This is a genomic window from Mycobacterium sp. 134 (assembly GCF_048282715.1).
GTDB classification, from domain to species: Bacteria; Actinomycetota; Actinomycetes; order Mycobacteriales; family Mycobacteriaceae; genus Mycobacterium; species Mycobacterium septicum.
Map to the genome: position 1 here is coordinate 499,283 of NZ_JBLVUN010000008.1, position 21,042 is coordinate 520,324.

General features: G+C 65.7%; 20 protein-coding genes and 2 pseudogenes. 9 read left to right on the top strand and 13 right to left on the bottom strand.

Annotated elements, in window-relative coordinates; translation table 11 throughout:
- Positions 1 to 274: 274 nt before the first annotated feature.
- The 9 genes and pseudogenes from ACNQVK_RS07240 to ACNQVK_RS07280 all read left to right on the top strand — a co-directional run.
- Positions 275 to 976, top strand: a pseudogene (locus ACNQVK_RS07240) (glycerophosphodiester phosphodiesterase); the annotation flags it as partial.
- A gap of 525 nt (positions 977 to 1,501) precedes the next feature.
- Positions 1,502 to 3,904: pseudogene (locus ACNQVK_RS07245) on the top strand (alpha/beta hydrolase); the annotation flags it as partial.
- Positions 3,905 to 4,342: 438 nt separating this feature from the next.
- On the top strand, positions 4,343 to 7,699 hold the full coding sequence (locus tag ACNQVK_RS07250; RefSeq protein WP_418034018.1) for a toxin glutamine deamidase domain-containing protein: 3,357 nt from the start codon (positions 4,343 to 4,345) through the stop codon (positions 7,697 to 7,699).
- Positions 7,696 to 7,953 carry a DUF7161 family protein gene (locus ACNQVK_RS07255; protein WP_044521202.1) on the top strand — a complete coding sequence of 86 codons (258 nt, stop codon included), beginning with the start codon at positions 7,696 to 7,698 and terminating at the stop codon, positions 7,951 to 7,953. The genes ACNQVK_RS07250 and ACNQVK_RS07255 overlap by 4 nt, the downstream gene beginning before the upstream one ends.
- 2 nt (positions 7,954 to 7,955) lie before the next feature.
- Positions 7,956 to 8,192, top strand: coding sequence for a hypothetical protein (locus ACNQVK_RS07260; RefSeq protein ID WP_418028983.1), 237 nt, complete (start codon positions 7,956 to 7,958; stop codon positions 8,190 to 8,192).
- A 6-nt stretch (positions 8,193 to 8,198) separates the two neighbouring features.
- Entirely contained in the window at positions 8,199 to 9,737 is a 1,539-nt protein-coding gene (locus ACNQVK_RS07265; RefSeq protein ID WP_418028984.1) for a hypothetical protein, read from the top strand.
- Between the two features lie 105 nt (positions 9,738 to 9,842).
- Complete coding sequence (locus ACNQVK_RS07270; protein WP_418028985.1) at positions 9,843 to 10,796, top strand: hypothetical protein; 954 nt, start codon at positions 9,843 to 9,845, stop codon at positions 10,794 to 10,796.
- Positions 10,797 to 10,798: 2 nt separating this feature from the next.
- A complete protein-coding gene (locus ACNQVK_RS07275; protein WP_418028986.1) occupies positions 10,799 to 11,251 on the top strand; it encodes a YbaB/EbfC family nucleoid-associated protein in 453 nt (150 codons plus the stop codon).
- Positions 11,248 to 11,544, top strand: a complete 297-nt coding sequence (locus tag ACNQVK_RS07280; protein WP_418028987.1) for a hypothetical protein — start codon at positions 11,248 to 11,250, stop codon at positions 11,542 to 11,544. Before ACNQVK_RS07275 ends, ACNQVK_RS07280 begins: the two co-directional genes overlap by 4 nt.
- A gap of 4 nt (positions 11,545 to 11,548) precedes the next feature.
- Here ACNQVK_RS07280 and ACNQVK_RS07285 read toward each other — a convergent pair whose 3' ends face one another.
- From ACNQVK_RS07285 to ACNQVK_RS07345, 13 genes are all read right to left on the bottom strand, one after another.
- Positions 11,549 to 13,276: a hypothetical protein gene (locus ACNQVK_RS07285; RefSeq protein ID WP_418028988.1), complete on the bottom strand. Its 1,728-nt coding sequence runs from the start codon at positions 13,274 to 13,276 to the stop codon at positions 11,549 to 11,551.
- Between the two features lie 64 nt (positions 13,277 to 13,340).
- On the bottom strand, positions 13,341 to 13,661 hold the full coding sequence (locus ACNQVK_RS07290) for a hypothetical protein (protein WP_044521190.1): 321 nt from the start codon (positions 13,659 to 13,661) through the stop codon (positions 13,341 to 13,343).
- A gap of 42 nt (positions 13,662 to 13,703) precedes the next feature.
- Positions 13,704 to 14,720 (bottom strand): 3-oxoacyl-[acyl-carrier-protein] synthase III C-terminal domain-containing protein, encoded by a 1,017-nt coding sequence (locus tag ACNQVK_RS07295; protein ID WP_418028989.1) that lies wholly within the window; start codon positions 14,718 to 14,720, stop codon positions 13,704 to 13,706.
- Entirely contained in the window at positions 14,707 to 15,486 is a 780-nt protein-coding gene (locus tag ACNQVK_RS07300) for an ESX secretion-associated protein EspG (protein ID WP_418028990.1), read from the bottom strand. Before ACNQVK_RS07300 ends, ACNQVK_RS07295 begins: the two co-directional genes overlap by 14 nt.
- A gap of 96 nt (positions 15,487 to 15,582) precedes the next feature.
- Positions 15,583 to 15,873, bottom strand: a complete 291-nt coding sequence (locus ACNQVK_RS07305) for a hypothetical protein (protein ID WP_276129201.1) — start codon at positions 15,871 to 15,873, stop codon at positions 15,583 to 15,585.
- A 19-nt stretch (positions 15,874 to 15,892) separates the two neighbouring features.
- On the bottom strand, positions 15,893 to 16,162 hold the full coding sequence (locus ACNQVK_RS07310; protein ID WP_418028991.1) for a WXG100 family type VII secretion target: 270 nt from the start codon (positions 16,160 to 16,162) through the stop codon (positions 15,893 to 15,895).
- Positions 16,163 to 16,239: 77 nt separating this feature from the next.
- Complete coding sequence (locus ACNQVK_RS07315) at positions 16,240 to 17,052, bottom strand: ESX secretion-associated protein EspG (protein ID WP_418028993.1); 813 nt, start codon at positions 17,050 to 17,052, stop codon at positions 16,240 to 16,242.
- Entirely contained in the window at positions 17,049 to 18,134 is a 1,086-nt protein-coding gene (locus tag ACNQVK_RS07320; RefSeq protein WP_418028994.1) for a PPE domain-containing protein, read from the bottom strand. The genes ACNQVK_RS07315 and ACNQVK_RS07320 overlap by 4 nt, the downstream gene beginning before the upstream one ends.
- Positions 18,135 to 18,182: 48 nt before the next feature.
- Positions 18,183 to 18,476, bottom strand: coding sequence for a PE domain-containing protein (locus ACNQVK_RS07325; RefSeq protein WP_090430822.1), 294 nt, complete (start codon positions 18,474 to 18,476; stop codon positions 18,183 to 18,185).
- A gap of 23 nt (positions 18,477 to 18,499) precedes the next feature.
- Positions 18,500 to 19,675: a hypothetical protein gene (locus tag ACNQVK_RS07330; protein ID WP_418028996.1), complete on the bottom strand. Its 1,176-nt coding sequence runs from the start codon at positions 19,673 to 19,675 to the stop codon at positions 18,500 to 18,502.
- A gap of 141 nt (positions 19,676 to 19,816) precedes the next feature.
- Positions 19,817 to 20,101 carry a hypothetical protein gene (locus ACNQVK_RS07335; protein WP_418028997.1) on the bottom strand — a complete coding sequence of 95 codons (285 nt, stop codon included), beginning with the start codon at positions 20,099 to 20,101 and terminating at the stop codon, positions 19,817 to 19,819.
- Between the two features lie 227 nt (positions 20,102 to 20,328).
- Positions 20,329 to 20,685 (bottom strand): YbaB/EbfC family nucleoid-associated protein, encoded by a 357-nt coding sequence (locus ACNQVK_RS07340; RefSeq protein WP_418028998.1) that lies wholly within the window; start codon positions 20,683 to 20,685, stop codon positions 20,329 to 20,331.
- Positions 20,682 to 20,999, bottom strand: coding sequence for a hypothetical protein (locus ACNQVK_RS07345; protein ID WP_418028999.1), 318 nt, complete (start codon positions 20,997 to 20,999; stop codon positions 20,682 to 20,684). Before ACNQVK_RS07345 ends, ACNQVK_RS07340 begins: the two co-directional genes overlap by 4 nt.
- Positions 21,000 to 21,042 lie beyond the last annotated feature (43 nt).

Consider the following 21,042-nt stretch of genomic DNA (forward strand, 5'->3'; position numbering starts at 1 on the left):
CCCGTACCACGCTTCGAACGTGACCTGGCAGACCACTCGAGGGGCGATCGAACAGCTGGGCACCGTGACCGCCCGTGCTCTCGACGGGCTGCAAAGCTCCACCGGCGTGCAGGACTCGGCGGCCATCGCCTGGATCGGCGACACCGGGGCGCTGCACCGGGACCTGGCCGCCTTCCACGCGACCCGTCAGTCATTGGGAGAGCCGGGACCGTTCACCGGCAATCACGTTGTCACCCAAGCGGGCCCGCCGAGCCGCACCGAGTCCGGGACCCAGGTGGTCGCCCACCGGGGCGCTTCCCACGATTTCCCGGAGCAGACCCGGGCCGCGTACACCGAAGCGCTGCGGCAGGGCGCGGGCGCCCTCGAATGCGATGTCCGGCTCACCAAGGACGGTGAGTTGGTGCTCATCCACGACAAGACCGTGGACCGCACGTCGAATGGCACCGGCCGGGTCGGCGACATGACGCTGGCCGAGTTGCAGGCACTCGACTTCGACGGCCACGGCATTCTGACCCTGGATGAGTTCATCCAGCTTGCCCAGGATGCCGACCGTCCGGTGACTTTGTTCATCGAGACCAAACATCCTGCGCAGCAGGGCTTGAAGATCGAGCGTGAGGTGGTCGCCGCGCTGGAACGGCACGGGCTGGCGAACCCGGGACCGGACCAGTTGGTCAAGGCGGCGGTGATCTCGTTCTACCCCGATGCGTTGGTGCGGGTCCGCATGGCCGCGCCGAACGTCCCCACGGTTCTGCTGGGCCCGTCGGCCCGATATCTGGCCGGCATGGTGGGTGCCACGGCCATCGGCCCGTCCATCGAAACGCTGCGCAACAATCCTGAACTCGTCGGGGCGGCCGCGGCCCGGGGACTCGCCACCTACTGCTGGACGGTCAACAACGAGGCCGATGTGCAGTTCGCCCGGGACCTCGGCGTCGACTGGGTCGCCACCGACCATCCGGGCCGAACCGGGAACATGCTCGGAGATGCGCCCACGCAATCGTCCACCGAGCACGAAAGTTCGGTGACTGCGCCGGAACCTGCACTCAGCGAGACGGTTCGGCAGTTGGCCGACGATGCCTTGGCGCGGCGGATTCCGCCGGTGCGGCCCGACGAACTGCGCAATCCGATGGGGCCGGCCGAGGAGGCGTCGGCACGGGCGGCCAACAATGCCCGCTGGTGGTCCGGCCTGACCGACGAGCAACGCAGCGCCGTCATCGAGACATACCCGCAGCACATCGGTAACGCGGAAGGGATCGGCGCTGCGGATCGCGACCGCGCGAACCGCAATGTCCTGCAACAGATGCGGGAGCAGGCGGATGCCGTCCAGTCGAAGGCGGATCGCGGGGAACGGTTGAGCGGCGCGGAGAAGAAATTCCTCCGCCGGATGGACAAACTCGACCTCGCGCTGCGCAAGGCAGCCGTCGACGCCGCACAGGCCGGGGTCGACGGACCGCTGCTGCTGGCCTTCGACGTATCGGAGTTCGGCGGTGACGGGCGCGCCGTGCTCAGCTACGGCGCCGACCCCTACATCGCGGACTCGGTGTCCTGGCACGTGCCGGGCGTCGGCACCACGATGGACTCGCTGCTCGGCTTCAACACCACCTCCGCACTGAATCACCTTCAGGCTGTGCAGCAGGAGAACCCGGGATTGTCGGCGGCATCGATCGCCTGGGTCGGCTATGACGCGCCCAGCGGTTGGAGCACGTTGCGTGCGGCCGGGCACGGCATGGCCCGCACCGGCGGAGACATCCTCTACAGCGACATCAGGGCATTCAACGCCGCCCGAGACACACTCGCCGGCGACGGCAGCCACTTCACCGGCAATCACGTCTTCGGATACTCCTACGGATCGACCACCACCGGATACGCCGGTCAGAACGGGAGATTGGCCGGGCAGGTCCGAACCGTGTCCCTGGTCGGCTCGCCCGGGGCGGGCCCGGTGCGTACCGCCGGTGAGTTCGGTATCGGCGCCGACAACGTGTTCGTCGCCTCCTCATCGCGAGATGTGGTCACCGCGCTGGGCGGGCGTACCTCCGGCTCCAACGGCCGGATCCTGGGCATCGGCCTCGGCACCGACCCGGCGATGGATTCCTTTGGCGCCGTGCGGGTCACCGCCGAGCCGCCGGCATCCACGAATCGCCTCCTCACGGGCGGCACCCACCACACGTACTTCCTGAACACCGAATCGACGACGAACCTGGGGCGCGTCGCCGCTGGGCGTACCGATGCCGTCACCACCGAGCAGCACCGCACCGAGATGGGACGCAGCCGCCGGCAGCCATTGCTGCGCACTGTCGAACCCGCCGGAGATCGAGTGGGGGGCCGACGATTCTGGAACGCGCTGTGGCGCCGGCCGCCGAACTGCGCCGTCACGGTCTCCGAAGAGCTGTCCTCGTTGTTCGGCCGGACGTTCGGTCTGGATGCCACCCCGTCGCGGCGCGGTGTGCCCGCACGCGCGCTGTTCCAGGCCGTCGGCTCCGATGCGCAGTTCGCGACGTACGACGAGGTCGAGGCGAGACTGCTGGGCGACCCGTCGCTGCGGGTGGCCGTGCTGACGTCGCAGTGGACCGGTGGGCGGCAGGGCGGTCACGCCTACCTGGCTGTCAAGATCGACGGCCAGGTGCAGCTCTACGATCCGCACACCCGGCAATACTCGCCGTGGCCACCGCACTGGGGTCAGCACGCGGTAACCCAGACCGCCGTCGGCTACCTGCGCACCAATGGCGATCCGGTCGGGCCGATGACCGCCGACGTGCCGTTGCAGCTCGATGCTGCCGATGCCGTAGGCAATGTTCAAGGCCCCCAGCGTGATCCGGAATTCTCCCGGCAGCAGGCCGAGTACCGGGCGCAGAACCCGGCCACAAGACTGGTCGACACCCGCTACGCCGAGCCACTGGGTGACGTGGTCGACAACGCCTCCGACCATGCCCGGGTCCAACAGCTCGCCAGGGACCTGTCCGGGAGGTACGGGCCCTACCGCATTCAACTGCGCGCCGAGAACCTGACCGGCGAGGTCATGCTGACCGGAGAGATCTTCAACGGCGACACCAAGATCGGGACCATTCAGCGATCGTTCGCCAGGGATGGTGACGGCAACCTCGTCGCCTACCACACCGGGCTGGTCATCGAGGACACCCAACTGCGTGGCAAGGGCTTCTCCAAGGCCCTGACCTCGGAGCTGGAACGTTTCTACGTGCACTCGGGCATCGACCGGATCGAGCTGACCACCCACGACAAGGGTGCCTTCGCCTGGGCCCGACGAGGCTACGCCTGGGATCCCGGGGCCCGTCAGCTGCAGGAATCGCTCGACCGGGTGAAGATGTCGGCCGGCCAGCTGCGCGAAACAGTCAGCGACGAGGCCAAGGCCCTCCTGGATCAGGTTGTGCGACAGCTGGATCCGAGTAACCCGCGGTTGCCGGAACCCATCGACCTGGCCAACCTGGCCACCACCGCCGAGCCTGATCTGGGCCGGCGCCTGCTGGACGGCACCGGCGCGGTGCACGGCCGGAATGGCGTGCACTACGTCAAGTATCTGGACTCCGCGCCCGTCGCTCCGACCCGCACGGGCCTGAAAGGCTGGCTGCAGAACCTCTTCGGGGGCGACTCCACTTCGAACCCGGCCAACGACAACTGCGCCTACGGGGTGGCCGGCGAGCTGTCGACGCTCTACGGCAGGCGTTTCGATCTGTCCGTAGCGCCCACGAGTACGGGGGTGCCCGCCTGGGCGCTGTTCCAGGCGGCGCAGTCGCGCTCCCAGTTCGCGACCTATTCCGACATCGAGACCGAACTGCTGGGCAGGCCCGCCGGGTCGTCGGCAATCGTGGTGTCGCGCTGGTCGGCCGACGGCGGCCGTCAGGGTGGGCATGCCTTCCTCGCGGTCACCGACGGCGAGCAGGTGCAGCTCTATGACCCGCGGACCCGGCAGTACTCGCCCTGGCCACCGCACTGGGGCGAAGGCGCCGTGGACCGCACCGCCGTCGGATATCTCGACGAGAACGGTGAGCCGGTCCACCCGATCGGTGATGAGCCCGTGCAGGTTTCGCTGAGCGCCGCCGACAGCGTCGGCGATGTCAAAGGTCTGCCAGACGCCGACGGCTTCCTGGCGAGACAACAGGAGTACCGGGCGCAGGACCAAACCACCCGGCGGGTCGACTCGACCTACGCCCAACCACTGGGTGAGATCGTCGACAGCTTCGACGCGGATCAGGTCCAGCAACTGGCCGCGGATCTTTCTGGGATATACGGCCCATATCGCGTCGAGATGTTCCGGGCCGTTGCCGACGAACGGACCGGTGAGGTCATCGTAGGCGGCTCGATCCTCGACGGCGACGAGGAAATCGGGTTCATGCAGGTGACCTTCGTCCGTGACAGGGACGGCAACCTGGTCGCTCAGCAGAACGTGATCGACATTGCCGACAAGGAGTTCCGCGGCAAGGGCTTCTCGAAGGCCTTGCGTGTGCAGCTGGAGCGCTACTACGCGATCTCGGGAGTCGACCGGGTCGAGATGCGTACCGAACAGGACGGTGGCTACGCCTGGGCGCGTCAAGGTTTCACCTGGAACCCCGATCCGGCGAAGTTGCAGGCGTCGCTCGACAACGTCAGGAACGCGGCGCTCCAACTGCGTGATCAGGTCGGTCCGGATGCGCGGGCGGTCCTCGATGACCTTGTGCAGCGCCTGGATCCGAGTCGACCGGATTTCCCCGAGCCTTTCGATGTGGCGGCGCTGGCCACAGCGGAGGAACCGCATCTGGGGCGCGACCTGCTGACCGGAACGCACTGGAGCGGGGTCAGGTACCTCGATGCCGCCGATGCGATCGGTGATGTCCAAGGTCGGTACGCCGAACCGCTCGGCGAGGTGGTGGACAGCGCCGACCCGGCTCGGACGCGCCGACTCGCGGCGGATCTGTCCGGGAGATACGGGCCGTATCAGGTGGAGTTCCAGGCTGCGCCGAATATCGCCGGTCAGGGTTTCGACCTTCACGGCGTGATCCGCGCCGATGCCGAAATCGGCTACGTCACACTGCAGTTCTATCGCGACGGGGACGGCAGCCTCGTGGTCAAGAACGTGCTCGTGGAAATCGAGAACACCGACTATCGCGGAAAGGGTTTCTCGAAAGCGCTGTCGTCCGAACTGGAACAGTACTACGTGCGGTCGGGCGTCGATCGCATCGAATTGATGTCCGACATGCAGGGCAGCAACGCGTGGGCACACAGGGGATTCACCTGGGATACAGACCCAGACCTCTTGCAGGAGTCACTCGACGGCATCAAAGACGCTGCGCGCCAACTGCGGGACCAGGTCAGTACCGAGGCCCAGACCGTGCTCGACGGGATCATGCCACGGCTCGAAGTCGGTCACCCGCGGTTACCCGAGCCGATCGACCTCGCCGTCCTCGCCACGGCTGCCGAACCGGCACTGGGCCGAAAACTACTCGACGACACCTCGATCTACTACGTGAAGTATCTGCCTGGTCCGGCGGTGGTGGAACTCGCCGGCGATCCGCAGACATCGACGCAGAACTGCGCACTCGATGTCGCCGACCGGTTGTCAGAGCGATACGGCCGCGACTACCAGGTCGACGTCGAACCCACTCGTACCGGCGTACCGGCCCGGTCCCTGTACGAAGCTGTCGGATCCTCGGCGCGATTTGCCACCTACGACGAAGTGGAACAGACGCTTCGGCAACTGGGTGACGGCTCGTCGGCGGTGGTGACGTCGCGCTGGCGGGGCGGACGCAGCGGCGGGCATGCGTACCTCGCGGTCAACGACGGCGATGAGATCTATCTGATCGACCGGGAGACCGGGCAGCGTTCGGGATGGCCGCCGCACTGGGGTCAGGGCGCGGTAGACCGCACCGCAGTCGGCTATCTCGATGCCAATGGCGATGCGGTGAACCCTTTGCACGACGTGCCGTTGCGCCTGGGTGCCGCTGACTCCGTCGGCGATGTGAAGGGCGGCCCCCGAGAACCGGAGCCGCTCGGCGACCTGGTCGACAACCTCGATCCGCAGCGCGTGCAACGACTCGCCGAAGATCTGTCCGGAACGTACGGGCCGTACCGCGTCGAGTTCCAGGGTGAGGCATCGCCTGATACCGGACAGGTCTTCCTCTCGGGGACAATCCTGAACGGCGACAACGAAATCGGGTCCGTCGATCGGGTGTTCTATCGCGACGAGGACGGCAACCTCGTCGTCGAGAACACACTGATGTCCATCACCCGGGAACAGGACCGGGGTGAAGGTTTCTCCAAGGCGCTGTCGGCCGAACTGGAGCGCTACTACGTGCGCTCCGGAGTGCACCGGATCGAACTGACTTCCGAGGGACAGGGCAGCAACGCGTGGGCGCGTCGCGGGTTCACCTGGGGTCCCGATCTCGAGAACCTGCAAGGCGCGCTGGACCAGATCAAGATGCGGGCCGAGGACATGTACAACGGGCTCAGCGCCGAGGGCCGGGCGCTGCTCGACGAGATGATGCCGCAGCTGGAAGTGGACAACCCCCGACTGCCGGAGCCCATCGACCTCGCGGTCCTGGAGACCGACGCTGAACCAGACCTTGGGCGTCGGCTGCTGGAGAACACCTCGATCGACCTGGTCAAGCATCTGCCCATCGCCGACGCGGATCCGCTCAGTCCGCTCGGGTTGCCCGACCAGGTACCGGGTTCGCTGACGGAGGCCCAGGCGATCACGGCGTTCAGCGACGGAGAGAGCAAGCTGCGTCAGCTCAACGAAGAACTGATGCGCAACGGCGTCAGCGCGGAGGAACGGGCCAGACAGCTATCTGATGCCCGGAACGCCCTGCGAGCCTGGACCTATCAGCTCATGAGCAACCGGGACGCCGCGGAGTTCCTGTCGCGCAACACAACCACCCCGACCTTCGAGGACCTGGTCGCGCGCAACGCCGAGCGCGGTCTGACCGGGGATGCGATCTACGAAGCGATCGTCGACACCTCCACCCATAGCCGCATGGCACCGGGCAGTCTGACCGACATCGAGACCGGTGCGGTGTACTCGCAGTTCGAACTCGGGCTGCGGGCGCTCAACGAGCAGATGATCCGCGACGGTGTCAGCGCGGAGGACCGCGCCAGGACCCTGGCGGGTCTGCGTAGCTCGCTGCGCGCCTGGACCCGGGAGTTGATGGAGAACCGCCCGGCCGCCGACTGGCTGTCGGCGAACGAGAGCAATCCGTCGTTCGAGGATCTGGTCGCCCGGTACGAACGTAAGGGACTGTCGGGCGACGCCGTCTACGAAGCCATCATCGACGGTGCCACCCATAGTCACTACTCGGCAGGGACCTTGTCCGACGAGGAGACCCGCACCGTCTACACCACGTACGAACTGCGGATGCGGGAGCTTCGGGACCAACTCCTGCGCGACGGCGTCGGCGCCGAGGAACGGGCCAGGACGATGTACGGGATGAGAGCGACCATCCGCAGCTGGACCCGCTCCCTGATGTCGGACCGGCAGCTGGCCGAATGGCTCAACGAAAATGAACCGAACCCCACCTTCGACGAGCTCGTGGAACGGAACCGCGCCAAGGGACGCGTCGGCGATGAGATCTACGAGGCCATCGTTGCCAGCTCCACCCGCAGCCGTGGCAGTGTGAACGCAGGTCTCGGCATCGATCCGGACAATCCGCCCGATCTGCCGCCCATGAGGGGGCCCGACGACGACCGTCCGCAGGATCAGGAAGAGGACACCACATGAGCAGCCAGAAGCCCACGCCGTTGCGGTACGACCAGACCGGCCTGCGCGGAAAGCGCGCGCATGTGCTGGTCGAGGAACCCACCGACGAGATCGACTGGCCGGCGAACCTCCCGGCCGGGATAAAGAGCGTGATCATCGTCGACGATGCGCCGAACCCACACCACACGCTGCGGGTGCACCCGACCGATGACCCGGACCGGGTGGCGTTGGTGGTCTTCGACCAGTTGGCGCTGTACGAGGGTGACGAGGAGTAGGTATGGACCCGCGACGGATCGAACTCAACCGCAAGCACAGTCGGGAGATGGGTGCGCTGTTCAACCAGTTCCTGGACCACCACCCGGATGTCGAATCCGAGGTGCACGGCGCTCAGATGACGCCGGAGCAGGACGCGGCCTGGACCGCATTCAGCGCCGGGCTGCTGGCGCGCCAACAAGCCGAACGCTCGGCGCTGGCCGACGAAATCGAAGCCGAACAGCAGAAGCTGGGAAGGTAGGGGGCAATGGAAGCGGCACAGGCAATCTCGTTGGTCACGAACTGGATCAGGTCCAGGGGGCTCGACTATCCGACCGAAGGTCTGGCGGCTGATCGCTTCGACAAGGGCTGGAGTGTGTACGCACCGGTCGAGATCGACGACAGCGACCCGATGGCCTTCCTCGACATCCCGGTCGGACGGTCGATCTTCCTGGTGGGTGACTCCGGGCGCATCGAAGAGGTGTCGTCGTCGATCCCGCCGCAGCAGGCGCGGGATGCGTTCACCGCACAGGAACCCGCGGTCCAAACCAATGGCGGAGCTCAGTCCAACGGCGCTGACTCCGCGGAGGCCGCCTTCATGGCCGAGTTCGAGAAGCAGTTCCGGTTGGCGGCCGCCGACGACCCGGGCGCGATCGCCGACTTCACGATCGTCGACGAGCCACCCGCACCGGTGGGCGACGCACCGACCAGTTCAGAAACCGCGACGGCCGAGGAGGCGTCCCGCCTCATCGACTCGATCGTGCAGCAGCTGGCCCAGCTCGGTCCGGAAGGCTGGGACGAGTTCTCCGCGGTGTTCGCCTTCACCGTCACCTCCCAGATCGCCCAGGTGCAGTTCTGGGCCCAGGACCGAACCGGCCTGGTCCCGGTGCCCCAGTCGATCGCCGACCTGGTGCGGCAACAACGCGAGGTCGCGGCCCGCATGAGTGCCGGGCCGTGGTGGCGGCTGTTGCTGAACGTCACCAATCGCGGTGAGGCGACGGTCGACTACGACTACGGCGACGAGCCGTTCCCGGACGACCAGATCGTGGCGGCCGAGCACTACCGCAACGACCTCGACGCCTACCCACGTGCGCAGGTGCCGGTGTGGCTGGCCGGCTACACCGCCGGGCCCGACGCACAGGGACGCGACGCCGCCCAGGCCGCGGCCGCGGCCGCCGCCGACAAGGATGCCGGCCGCGAAGCCGTCGTCACAGAACAGATCCCGCCGCTTCCCGAGCTGCTGGCCCGCTGGGCCGTGCTGTCGGCTGCCTACGCAGGTAGCGGGTCGGGCTGGGGGCCACGCATCTATCCCGGGTACGCCTGGTTCGAGAGCGACGTCCGCAGCGGGTCGACGCTGTTCCTGCTGCCTGGTGACCGTGCGGTGCTCTCCGGCGGCAAATGGAATTCCGAGTTGCTCGAAGCCGCCTACAACGGCGGCGGTCCGCTGCCCGACCTGTACGGGGGAGCGCCCGCCTGGGTCAACGATTCGGTGCTGAACACCCGAAATCGCAACGGGCTGCTGAGTTTCTGCTTCTGGTGGTCGAACGGTCAGTGGTATCGCGGCGGAACCGACACTTCAGGCGAGCTCGACGTGCCGTTCCCGGCCATCTGGACCCCGGAGGCGACGGTCGCCGACATGGTGTCCCAAACCGGCGCTGCCACGATCGATCGCTGCCAGGCCCTGTTGGAGGTCGCCACCGATCGCACCGCCACCGTCGATGACGTCGCGGCGATTTTCGGTGATCGTCCCGATGCGCAGGTCTATGCCGCGGCCAACCAGCTGAGCTTGGCGGGTCTTCTGACTTAGAACTGGCGGGTAGCTGAACTCTCGGCGAACAAGGCCGTCAGAAATGGCGGTGTGCGGTAGCGCGCAATAGCGTTGAATTTCAATGCTGCATGGAACTTTTCGCCGATGGGGGATCGCGTGACCCTGCAGATTCCCGGGCCTTTACAGTGGGTGTCCTACCTGGTCGGCTCGCAATGGCCCAAAGGTGACGAGGACGCCATGTACCGCATCGGCGGTGAATGGGGCGACCGCGCCGAACAATTGAGAGATCTGATACCCGAACTGAACCGGATGCGGGCCGGCACGAGTGCAGTCCTACAGGGCGTTACGGCTGGAGCCGCGGACAAGCAGTTCGCGATGTTGTTCGACGGCGACGCCACGGTCGACAAGCTCGCCGATGCGATGGCCGCGCTCGGCACGCTTGCCGAAAGTACCGGCAAGAACATCGAATACACCAAGCTCCAGATCCTGACCTCACTGGCGATCGCGGCATTCGAGATTTCCTGGGCACTGGCTCAGACCTCGGTGACCTTCGGCGCATCGGCGGCGGAGATCCCCATCATCGAGACGACGACATCCGCCGCGATCCAGCGGATGGTGGCGGTGCTGCTCAAAGACGTCATGACCGACCTGGGCAAGGCGATGACGAAGACAACCGTGCACCGGATCATCAAGAAGGCCGGCGTCGAGGCGGCTGAAGCCCTGGGGCAAGAAGTGTTCATCCAGGGGGTGCAGCAGTCCAAGGGGCATCAGAACGGAGTCGACTGGAATCGGTTGGGAGTGGTCGCGCTGGCGAACACAGTCGGTGGCGCGACGCAGGGCACTGTCAGCATCTATGGACAGCGCGCACTGGGCAATTCAGCTCTGAAGGGGGCTGCCGTCGGGTACGTCGCCGGCATGTCCAAGAAGGTGACAGGCGCACTGGCCACGGGTCAGAACATCGACCCCGTTTCGGTCCTCGGGTCGGTGCCCACTGCCGTCACCGGCGGGGTGCGGGGCAGAGCTGCGGCACGCAGCACCAAGGCTTCGACACCCGATGGGGGTGGCGCCGCGGCGGCCAGTGGGGGAGACGGGGACTGAGCATGGACAACGATGCGGCACGGCATGAACTCATCAATGCTCTTGCACTCGTGCAGGAACAGTTCACCGAGCTGGCTGCCGTCGAGGAAGAGCGGGCAGTGTTGTCCGCAACAGCCACTCAGGCCGGTGGGACAGTCACGGTCACTGTGAACGCCGACGGTGTCGTCACCCATGTGGCGGTCGGCGAATCCTATTTGGACGACCATGATCTGGCCGATCTGGGATCGCACATCACCGCCGCGGCCCAGGAGGCCGCCCGTGACGTCGAGCAGAAGGTCGCGGAACTCCTTGCCCCGCTGGCGCGACGGCGGGAGGAGATGCCCTCACTGTCCGACATCGTCGACGGTGCCCCCGACATCAGGGATCTGTTGTCGTCCGTTGTGCAGGCGCCGGTTCGGGGTTACGGCGGCGAAGAAGAACCAGACGAGTACCCGACCGTGAGGAGCGTGCGATGACCGTACCGCTGGGAGTCACACCGTCCGAGCTGCGGGGCACCGCCGCATACCTCGCCTTCGTCAGCAATGACATGAAAGCCGTGCACTCGGCGCTGATGCAGTTCCTCAGCGGTGAGGGCGAGGCATGGGGCCACGACAAGATCGGCAACAGGTTCGCCGACGGCTCCAAAGGCTATAAGGCGCAGCTGGATTGGGTCGACGGGTCGATCACCGCCAAGACCAACCTGCTCGACTACTACGCCGACGGCCTGCGGATCACCGCCGACGCTCTGGAACAACAAGACAAGCCCTGAGTCATCACTCTGAGCGCTCCTGCGTGAACTGCGGCGCTCGGGTCTGCCGCGCGGGGCCGGGCTGGACCGCCGAGTTGGGCTGCCAGGTACCGTCCCGCTGCGGAATGCGGCGACGGAACTCGGACTGCTCGACGGGTGCGTTCTCCGGCTGTTCCGCTTCCTCGTTCGCGCCGACCACAGGCACCGACGCGTCCGCGTCGCCGATGACGTCCTTGCCGTTCTTCTTGCGGCGCAGTGCCTTGTTGACCTGGTGGCCCTTGCCGTTCTGATCTCCGCGCTGCCCGGCAGCGGGGGCGCCCGCTCCGGGGCTGCCCGCTCCCGCACCCAGGCCGGCGGCGGCGGCGGCCGGGGCGGTCACCTTCGCCGCGGTGGTCGCGGGTGCGGTGGACGGGAGGCCACTCGGCATGCCGCGCAACGGGACTCCGCCACCCGCGCCGCCCGCCCCCTTGCCTGCACCTGCGCCGCCGAGTCCTTGCGGCCCGAGGCCGAGAACGCCCTCGGGCGGGCCGCCGAGCCCTTGCCCCAATGGGTTCTGCCCTGCGGCGTTCTTCATGGCATCTGCGAGCTGGCCGGCCGCATCCTTGGCGGCGTTGGTTGCCGAGTCGATGGCCGACTTGATGGGATCGGTCAGGCTGTCGAGAGCGTCCTTGGTCGGATCGGTCGTGGAATCGTTCTGATCCGTGGGCTTTTGGTCGATCGGCTTGTATTTGTCGAGGTCGGTCGGCTTGTCTGTTTTCAGCTTGTCGAGGTCCGACTTGTCGAAAGGTTTGATGCCGCTGCCGCCACCCGGCTTGAACGGGCTGGTGCCGCCACCGGGCCCGCCGGGGCTCGTCGGTCCGCCGGGTCCGCCGGGCGCGGTGGGATCCCCGTACTTCATGTTCGGTGGGGTCGGCAGGTTGGGGAAATTCTTCGTGACTGCTTCGACGGTCGGGTTGTAGATGTTCTGAAACAGCTGAACCGCCTTCTGATAGGCGTCGATCGAGCGGTTGATCTCGTCCAGCTGTTTGAGTGCGTCGGCCGCGGTGACGTAACCGTCATCGTTGTTGCGCAGGTAGCCACTGCCGTCGATGTGGTACTTGGAATTGAAATCGGCGATCTTCGCGTCGAGCTTCGCCTTGTCGAAATCACCCTTTTCGATCAACTGGTCGTTCGCGTAGGTGGGGAACTGGTCTCGAAGACTGGTGAACGCGTCGTGGAGCACGGTGAGTCGGTCGGCTATCGCGTCGGAAGCCAGCGTGAAGTCGTAGATAGACGTTTTGGTGACCTGCTTGGACGCCGCTTCGGCGGCCGTGGCGCTCTCACCGGACCACTTTCCCTCGATCGTCTTGTTGACGGTCTCCTTGAAATCCTTGGAAGTCGTCTTCAGGGTGTCGCCGTGTTCCGTCCAGTCCTTGCCCAGCTGCTGGATCTTGCCGGGGTTGAGCGAGTCCCGCTCCTTGCGCATGAAGATGAAGGACTTGCCCTCCCAGTTCAGGGACTCGGGGCCGGAGAGTTTGTCCTGTACCTCCAGGTACGTGCTGTTGTCCGATATCAATCCGGGGACTTCGCCGAGAAGGGCGCTGTTCGGCTGGTATTTGGCGACCTTGTTCTCGTCCTGCAGATCCGAGTCCAACTGGACGAACTTGCCGTCGTCGCCGATCAGCGCGGCCCGTTTGGGGAAATAGGAGTTGGTGACGAACGCACTGTCATAGACGCTCTGGCTGTCGCCTTCTTCGTTTGTGGCTGTACCCATCGTTGCGCCGAGGTGATTCCCGAAGCCACTCATGATGTCCCCAAGCTGCTTGTTGGTGCTGTGACTAGTCGTTCTCGGAGGTCCGCATGGCCTCCGCCGCATCCCGGGCAGTCTTCACAAATCCCTGCGTCTGCGACAACTGCTCTTTCAGGTAATCGGTCAATTCCTTGCCGCGGGCATCGAAGACTTTCTGAACCAGAACTGCCAGCGGGTTTTCCGGCGTGCCGAAGTATCCCGTGGTCTCGTCGAGGGAATCGCCGATGAGGGTTTCGAGGCTCTCCTCGTACGGTTCGAAGACCCTGTTGACCTCTGAGATGACGGTCGGGTCGAGGTAGAGCTTCTTGTTCACGGTGTCGGCGTCCAGGCCGCCCCACGGGTTGGTCATCAGTCTTCTCCTCTGCGGTGGTGGTTCATGTGAATCGCGGTGTCACGCCGGCATATTGAATGGGAGAGTCACCTCTTTCTCGATACGCAGGAGCACCGCGGCGCAGTTGACGAAATTCCCGGCGGCGAACAGCAGCACCAGGTCGCCCACCTTGGCGATCTTGTTGTTCATCAGATAGGCGAGATTCACGCCGAAATCCGAGACGGTCAGATGACCGAATTGTGCGGCGAAGGAATACAGACCGGATGTGGGTCGCAGGAAGGTCTGCTTGGCCAGCATGTCCGTGACGTAGCTCGGCTCGATGAACGATGGGGCGAACCAATCGATGTCGTCCGGCTGCACGCCCGCGCGCTCATAGCATTCGGTCACGGTTTGGACGGCCACCCGGAAACTGGCTATCGCGTTGTCTCGTACCGTCCCGGGACCGCGTCGGTCATAGTCTTCCCACCGGGTGATCCAGTCCGCCAAGGTCGGAAACTTCGGATCGTCGATGGCGCCGTCGGCCCTGCCGTGCATCATGCCGGCAGACGGATTGTGGGAGCGTGCTGCGGCGGACACCACTCGGGCGAACCCGTGTTCGCGGTTCAGAAGCGCGCAGAAACCGCTGTCGCCCAGCAGCGAACCCTCGGTGGCCGGGCTGGCGGCATACTCATGCCGGTCGAAATAGAAGATGCTGTCACCGCCCGTCACCATGGCGTAGTCGCCGGCCCAACCAGCCTGCAGCACCGCGTCGGCGAGCATCACGCCATACAGCCCACCGGAGCAGAACTGGCGGATCTCTGTGGCGGATCCGGCCGACGTTCTGCCCAGCAGGGACTGCTGCAGTGAATTCTGTATCGGCCAGAAATGTTCGCCCTGATAGAGGGTGCCGCAATGGAAGGAGGCGGCCATGCTGTCCGCCGCCGCGGACAACGCGGACTCGTCGATCTGACGACCGGCAAGTTCCACCATCTCGTGGACCGACTGCATCTCGGAAGCGGCGGTCGCGAGATGTTTCGGGCGGCCTTGACTGTCCGTACCCGCAGGCACGTAGACGGAGACGGCGTCAAGGTAGGGCATCGAAATCCCGGTCCGACTTCTCGGCGGAGAGCTTCTCCGCCAATGCTTCTGCTTGCCGTTTCTCGACCTTCTTGAAGACCTGCATGAGATTGGGCACCGTCGCCGGGATGATCTGAAATGACTTCGTGCCCTCGTTCACCACGTACGCACCGTCGTCGGCGATGTTGATCACGGTCAGGTGGTCGGGGTTGAGCAGCTGATAGTCCATCGTGAACTCGGGCGAACCGCTGAGCAGAATCGATCCGGTGATCTTCGTGTCCCGAAGCGCCGAGGTCGGGGTCTCGTCCTCGAGCAGTTCTTCCTTGCGGGGCCGGGTACCGGGCTTGTAGGCAGGGAGCGCCTCCAGGACGACCTGAGGAAAGTCGATGTTCACACAGCCGATGATCTGAACGTCTTCGCCGAAGATGAGCTGCTCGCTCGGATCCTGGGTGATGACCGCGCAGTAACCCGTCGTGCCGATCACCCCGAGCAATCGGTAGACCTGGCCGGTCTCGATCTGGCCGAATCCCTGCAGGAGGTATGCCGGGTACCGCAAAGCCTCAAGGATACGAACCCGATTCGGGTTCAGTCCGGCGCGCAACCGGGCGAGCGCCTCACGGCGGTCGGCCGCCACCTCGGACATGAACGTCGGTCCGCGGTGGCGGTAGGACAATGGGGACGGCAGGCGGTCGAGGCCGAGTGCCTCCCAGATGCAACGGAACTCGAAACCGCTCATGAACCACGGCTCGAGCCCATGGCGAAGCGGGGCTACCTCATCAGTGATCATGCTGAGCCCCTTTCTCTCTGACAGCCCGCACCGGACGCGTAAGCGGGCTCGGTCGCGATGAAGCCGACAACCGAGCCCGCCGACGATACTGGCGCCCTAGAAGCCGCCGGCAAGGTGGGCGTCGAGCGCCGCGGCGTCTTCCTGAGATTGATTGCCCCCGGTCCGGGTCTGAGTGATCTCGTTGAGGATCGCGTCCATCTGCTGCAGGATCTGAATCTGCTTCTGGTTCAGCGTCTCTGCGGCCTGGCCCTCGTACACGCCCTGCAGCGCGGCGAAAACCTGGCTGACTTCCTCACGCATGGCCTGCGCGTTGTTGGTCGCTCCCTGAATGTCGTCCAGGGACGCGTAGTTGGCTCCGTACTGGTACCGAATGTTATCCGTATCCATTGATCAAACCTTTCGATCTCTAATCGGCGTCGTGGGTGACAAGTGTGTTGATGTCGGACTTTCCCTTGTCGACGATCTGCTGCAGGTTGTTGATGACGTAGTTGAAGTCTTCGTGGTGCTGCGTCATGATGCCGCGAAACTTCGCCGCCTTGCCGCCCGTCCAGGAACTGGCCGTCATGGACTCGGTCTGGTCCAGGATCTGGGCTGCCAGCCGCCGGACATCCATCATCTGTTTGTCGATGTTCTCGATCTTTTGCTGAGCTTCCGCGGGCGTCAGATGAAGCGTCATGCCGTACCTCTCTTTGTCATACCCGGCGCGAATCGCCGGACGGTGGTTGAGAATTCGCTAGTGAACACGGAGCGGATCTAGCAGTCCCCCCATCTGTAGCCGGACAGCTCGACAAGTTGGCCGACGGCCTGCTTGATCGTGTGGTCCGATCCCGGCTTGAGGGTGGTCCACAACTGGCCGCTGGGCGATGCACTGGGCGCGCCCACGATCCGTCCGCGCTTGGTGTAGAAGATGCCGACCGCCCCGGCGGACCGCGAGATTCGGTCGACGTCGTCATCGAGTGCGTAGTAGACGATCTCGGCGAACGCCAACCGCGCCGCCAGCGCCGAACCCAGCGTCATCGCGGAGCGGGGATCGGCTCCGAGCGCCCGGATCCGGTCGGACAACACCGTGGCGTCATGGGTATCAGACAGTGCCTGGCTGACCTCGGTGAGCGGAGCGCCGACCGGACTGATCTCCGCGGGTGCAGATGCCGGAAGCCGACGCAGCAGGGCGCCCGCCGCGCTGGACAGGTTCGCACCGTCGTCGATCGTCTCCACCGTGATCGCGTCACCCACCCGGCAGGCCGAAATGCATTGCGTGCCATCCAGCACGACTGTGACACGGGCCAAACCATCGGGGGTCACCAGGCGCATGGCCAGCTCACGGTCGGGCCGCTGCAGCGACTGCACCACCGCAGACAGTTCCGCGCTCACCTCCCCGGCCGTCAGGAGGCCGCGCTCGGTGAGGCTCCGGGTGGCCTGCCAGAGCGCCTCGGCGCGGGCAGTCTCGGTAGGGTGCCGCGGTCGCAGGTCCAGCACCAACGGCATCGCCTGGACACCGAGACGTGCTGCCAGAACATGCAGTTCGTCGTCGGTGACGACGAACTGTCCAGCGAGCGACGCCGTCATAAGTTGAGCCCCCGGTCGACGCCGATCACAGGAGGAGTGACCCAGCGGTTGTCCACCTGCTCGAGAGTGCGCTCCGGTTCATCGGCGAAACCTTCACCAGCGGGCACCTCGGGAGCGGCGAGTTCGTCGAACACCGCGGTATCGGGACCCCAACTGACATTCGACACCATGAACGGCGCATCGTTCTGCTGCGCGGCCGGCAGCCAGGCCTGCCCTGCGTCGGACACCCCCGCACCTGGTTCACCCGCCCCGTCCAGAGCCGCCGCAGGCTGGACGGATTCGTAGTCGCGGTTCTGGTCGCCGCGGCCCATCGCAGCCATCGGCGCATAGGGGGCACCACTCATCCCGGTGCCCGATCCACCGCCGCCCCCGCCGGCGAACCCGGTCTTCTGCAGCGCCTTCGGGTCGCCGCTCGACTTGATGCCCGGTGCGAACATGGGTGCCAGCGGCGGAGGGGGCACCGACGCGACGCCGCCGGCGGCCCCACCGCCGGCGCCTGCTGCACTGTCGGCACCCTGTTCAGCCTTGAGTGCGTTGCCTTTTGACACCTCGGGAGGCACGGGCTGTTCCCACGGCTGGGCCAGGGGAGCAGCGGCCTCCTCATACTGCTGCATGACGGCGGCAGCGTTGGCCGCGTCGGCGGTGGCGGCCGCGTCGAACTCGGCGAACGTTCCGGTCAGCACGGCCCCGTTGTAAGCCGCCAGCGAGGCCATCATGTCCTGTGCGGTCTTCGTCTCGATCGCCTCTGACACGCTGGGCATCGCCAGCACTGCCACGGTGTTGGCAACTGCAGCTTCCTCAGCACGCTGTCCGTTGCCGGCTGCGCTGAGGCTGATCGCCTGCAGCCACTTACCGAACTCTTCCAGGCGCTGTGCTGCGGCGTCGGAGGCCTGGCTGTCCCAGACAGTCCGGAGGCGCGCCACAAGCTTGTCGAAATCAACAGAGATGTTTGCCAATTCGTTGGCAACCCGGATCCAGGCCGCACCGGCTCCGCCGACCGACGCCGGACCGGGCCCCTCGGTGAGGTCGCGAGCCAGCTGTTCGGTGCTGCGCGACTCCCACGCAACGTCGGTGAACCCCACGCCCGGAAACCTCCCCTCGTCGACAGAACTCGAATGGTCGTGGCGATATCAGCCGGCGAAGTCCTCGGAGGCCGCGATGTTGGACGAATGGCCACGCAGCGTCGCCGCCACCTCGTGAACCTCGGTCATGCCCTGGTCTGTGGACGTACCGAACGAGGTGTGTACCTCGTTGAGGGTCTGGGCGATTCGTTGCGACACTTCATCGCGGGCGGATGGCGTCACCGTGAGGTTGGGCGCCTCGTCGGTCATCACCCGCTGGACCCGGTTGGCGAGCTCGTCGAGTTGACGGCTGATCTCCTGGACCTCTCCGGGCTGGATGGACATACCGGCGTTGTCGGCCATGACGGTTCTCCTTGTCGGGTTGGTTAGATCCGGAGTTCGACGTCCGGGGTCTGATACGGGTCGGCTTCCCCGAGGACCGGGGGTGCCGCGGTACCGAGATCGCCGACGATCTCGCTGCCTTGGTCGGTGGTGTGCAGGAACGATGCCGAGGTGTGGTTGTTGCTCGATGAGGCGTTCGCGCCCTGCCCGGCGCCCATCGCCCCCATGGGTGCGCCGCCCATCATGCCCGGTGCACCGGCGCCCCCCATTCGCGGTGCAGCTGATTGTGCTGGGGCACTTGCGCTTTCCGCTTGAAGCATTGATGCCATGGGTAGTGAGCGCGGTGCCAGTGCGCCGCTGCCGATCCCACCGCCACCGCCACCGCCGCCTGCGCCCATTCCCGCGCCCGCGATCGGTGGGCCGCCTTCGGCCTCGGCCGCATCGGCAGCGGCCGGGTCCAATGGATCGATGGCGGGATTCGCGGCGGCCTGACTGGCCGCCGACGCCGCACCGGTCCCGGCTTGCACCCCGGCCTCGGCGCCCTTCATCGCCATCGGCATCAGCGAGGCCAGGCCGGCCAGCGACGAGGCACCCTCGGGTGCAGCGGTGATGCCCACCGGTGCACCGGCTGTGGTGACCTGAGCTGCCTGGGTGGCCAGCGAAGTCTGCAGTTCCGTCATCACCTCGGCCGTGGTGGCAATTGCCTTGTTGGCGGCGGCGATTGCGGCTGCCCAGCCCCACGGAAAGATGATCATGGGTCCGATGGCCGCGATCGTCGCGGCGAATTCGGTGATGATCTCGATGAGCCGGACCCGAGCCTGGCCGACGTTGGTTGCTGCCGCGGACAAACTGGTCCTGAGCGCATCGGATTGGGCTCCGACCTCAGCGCCGTCGGAAATTGCGGCGGTGGTCTTGGTCGCCGCGGCCGTACCGGAGGCACCTTGCCACGCGTCGCCTGCCGAACTGACCGACTTGGACATGGACCCGCCGGTGGAGTCGAACATCTTGGAGATGGACTGCAACATCGTCGTCGGATCGACGCCCTCGAACAAGCCGCTGCCCAAACTGCTCAGCGCATCGGTGACGGGACTGATCAACGCACTCGGGTCCATCGGATTGGCCGGCGGCTGCTGCTCGGGTTGGCCCTCGGGCGGCGGTTCTTCCGCGGGCTTTTGATCGGCAATTGGTGGCAAACCCAGGCGCTCAAGAATTTGTCGCACTGGCAAATTCAGAAAATCTTGCAGATTCTGTTCTTGAGCAGCGATAACCGGGGTTGCGTCGTAGCCGGGAACCTGTTGAGCTAGCTGACCTACCGGGGTCACCGGGCGGGGAGGCAAAACTGTCGGCATATCGCGTCAGGCCTAGGCGTCGTCGTTGGACAGCACGGCGGACCGCGACATTTCAGTGGCGGCACCTGTGGCGGCGTGCACCCCGCCGACCAACAGTGTCCCTGCCAGATTGTTGGCCTGAGCTGGTCCGAAGGCGGCGAGGTAGACCGCTCCGATCGGGCCGAGCGCGGCCGCTGCGGACATGAGCATCGCCGCCGAGTCGGCAGAACCGACTGTGGTTATCGCGGAGCCGACTGCTTCGTTTGCAGCGGAAAAGGTGGCCATTCCCGAAGGTTGGGCGGCGAAAATGTCGCTCATCGTGCTAATACCTTTCCGGCTGGAAGCGGGGGTTGTGTGGGCACGAGACCAATAAACTATAGCGGCGTTGACCGGCCGCAGCTAACTGAATTTTGTGCGAATTACACGTGTAGATCGTTCGTACTGGTAATTAGTGCAACGGCAAAAATTGCTGGATAAGCAATTCTTGGGCGCCCTGAACTGCGGCGCAGTCGTCATCCCGTCCGCGCAACTGGTTTGCCCGGCGGTTATTGACGCTCGGGTTCGAAAGAGCCGCCGTCCCAACGGGTCAGCGGCGCCTGGCCGAGTTCCTGCATGCGCTGGGCAAACTCTTCGGTGAGGTACTGCTGCCGTGCCGATGCGACCTGTGCAGCGGCGCTGGCGGTTTCGACGATGAGCTTGGCAAGCACATCGGCGCCCAGCTTGTGTGCGCCGGGCCCGAGCCAGAGCCCGGTCATCGATCCCAGCCCGTCGACCTCGGCACTGACGTTCCCGTCACGGCTGGTGACGCGCGCCGAAATCGATTGGCAGTGCTCGTCCATGGCTTGCACCAGGTCACGCTGCTTACGGATGCGGGCGAGGAGGGAGTCGGCGAGACTGGTCATACCGACCTGCCCCAGGTCGGCGGAAGGTCCTCCTCGTCACCGAGGACCTCGTCCTCGGCACGGGCCAATTCGTCTTCGGTCGCCAGCCGCAGCGGGTCGATGACCGATGTGCCGTAACCCTTTTCGGCCAGCTCCCGCCTGCGGTCGACCTGGGCGCGGGCCGCCGACAAGCGGCACAGCGCCATGATCTCATCGGCTAGTTGCGCAGGCGGTTTCTTCAACTCGACGGGGTCGAGTCGAAGAGCGACGGGCAGACCCCGTTCGGTCGTGTGCACCGAAATCGTTCCGCCCGGTGACTGCACCGGCTGTGCCATTCTGCTCAACTTAGTACACTCGCGGGCGAATCGCGGCTGACCG

Coding starts and splice junctions, on each gene's coding strand:
- ACNQVK_RS07285 (WP_418028988.1), bottom strand. CDS start 13,276: ATGGGTACAGCCACAAACGAAGAAGGCGACAGCCAGAGCGTCTATGAC.
- ACNQVK_RS07315 (WP_418028993.1), bottom strand. CDS start 17,052: ATGACGGCGTCGCTCGCTGGACAGTTCGTCGTCACCGACGACGAACTG.
- ACNQVK_RS07280 (WP_418028987.1), top strand. CDS start 11,248: ATGACCGTACCGCTGGGAGTCACACCGTCCGAGCTGCGGGGCACCGCC.
- ACNQVK_RS07305 (WP_276129201.1), bottom strand. CDS start 15,873: ATGGATACGGATAACATTCGGTACCAGTACGGAGCCAACTACGCGTCC.
- ACNQVK_RS07255 (WP_044521202.1), top strand. CDS start 7,696: ATGAGCAGCCAGAAGCCCACGCCGTTGCGGTACGACCAGACCGGCCTG.
- ACNQVK_RS07260 (WP_418028983.1), top strand. CDS start 7,956: ATGGACCCGCGACGGATCGAACTCAACCGCAAGCACAGTCGGGAGATG.
- ACNQVK_RS07300 (WP_418028990.1), bottom strand. CDS start 15,486: ATGATCACTGATGAGGTAGCCCCGCTTCGCCATGGGCTCGAGCCGTGG.
- ACNQVK_RS07270 (WP_418028985.1), top strand. CDS start 9,843: ATGGGGGATCGCGTGACCCTGCAGATTCCCGGGCCTTTACAGTGGGTG.
- ACNQVK_RS07325 (WP_090430822.1), bottom strand. CDS start 18,476: ATGGCCGACAACGCCGGTATGTCCATCCAGCCCGGAGAGGTCCAGGAG.
- ACNQVK_RS07345 (WP_418028999.1), bottom strand. CDS start 20,999: ATGGCACAGCCGGTGCAGTCACCGGGCGGAACGATTTCGGTGCACACG.
- ACNQVK_RS07335 (WP_418028997.1), bottom strand. CDS start 20,101: ATGAGCGACATTTTCGCCGCCCAACCTTCGGGAATGGCCACCTTTTCC.
- ACNQVK_RS07275 (WP_418028986.1), top strand. CDS start 10,799: ATGGACAACGATGCGGCACGGCATGAACTCATCAATGCTCTTGCACTC.
- ACNQVK_RS07310 (WP_418028991.1), bottom strand. CDS start 16,162: ATGACGCTTCATCTGACGCCCGCGGAAGCTCAGCAAAAGATCGAGAAC.
- ACNQVK_RS07340 (WP_418028998.1), bottom strand. CDS start 20,685: ATGACCAGTCTCGCCGACTCCCTCCTCGCCCGCATCCGTAAGCAGCGT.
- ACNQVK_RS07290 (WP_044521190.1), bottom strand. CDS start 13,661: ATGACCAACCCGTGGGGCGGCCTGGACGCCGACACCGTGAACAAGAAG.
- ACNQVK_RS07250 (WP_418034018.1), top strand. CDS start 4,343: ATGCAGGTGACCTTCGTCCGTGACAGGGACGGCAACCTGGTCGCTCAG.
- ACNQVK_RS07265 (WP_418028984.1), top strand. CDS start 8,199: ATGGAAGCGGCACAGGCAATCTCGTTGGTCACGAACTGGATCAGGTCC.
- ACNQVK_RS07295 (WP_418028989.1), bottom strand. CDS start 14,720: ATGCCCTACCTTGACGCCGTCTCCGTCTACGTGCCTGCGGGTACGGAC.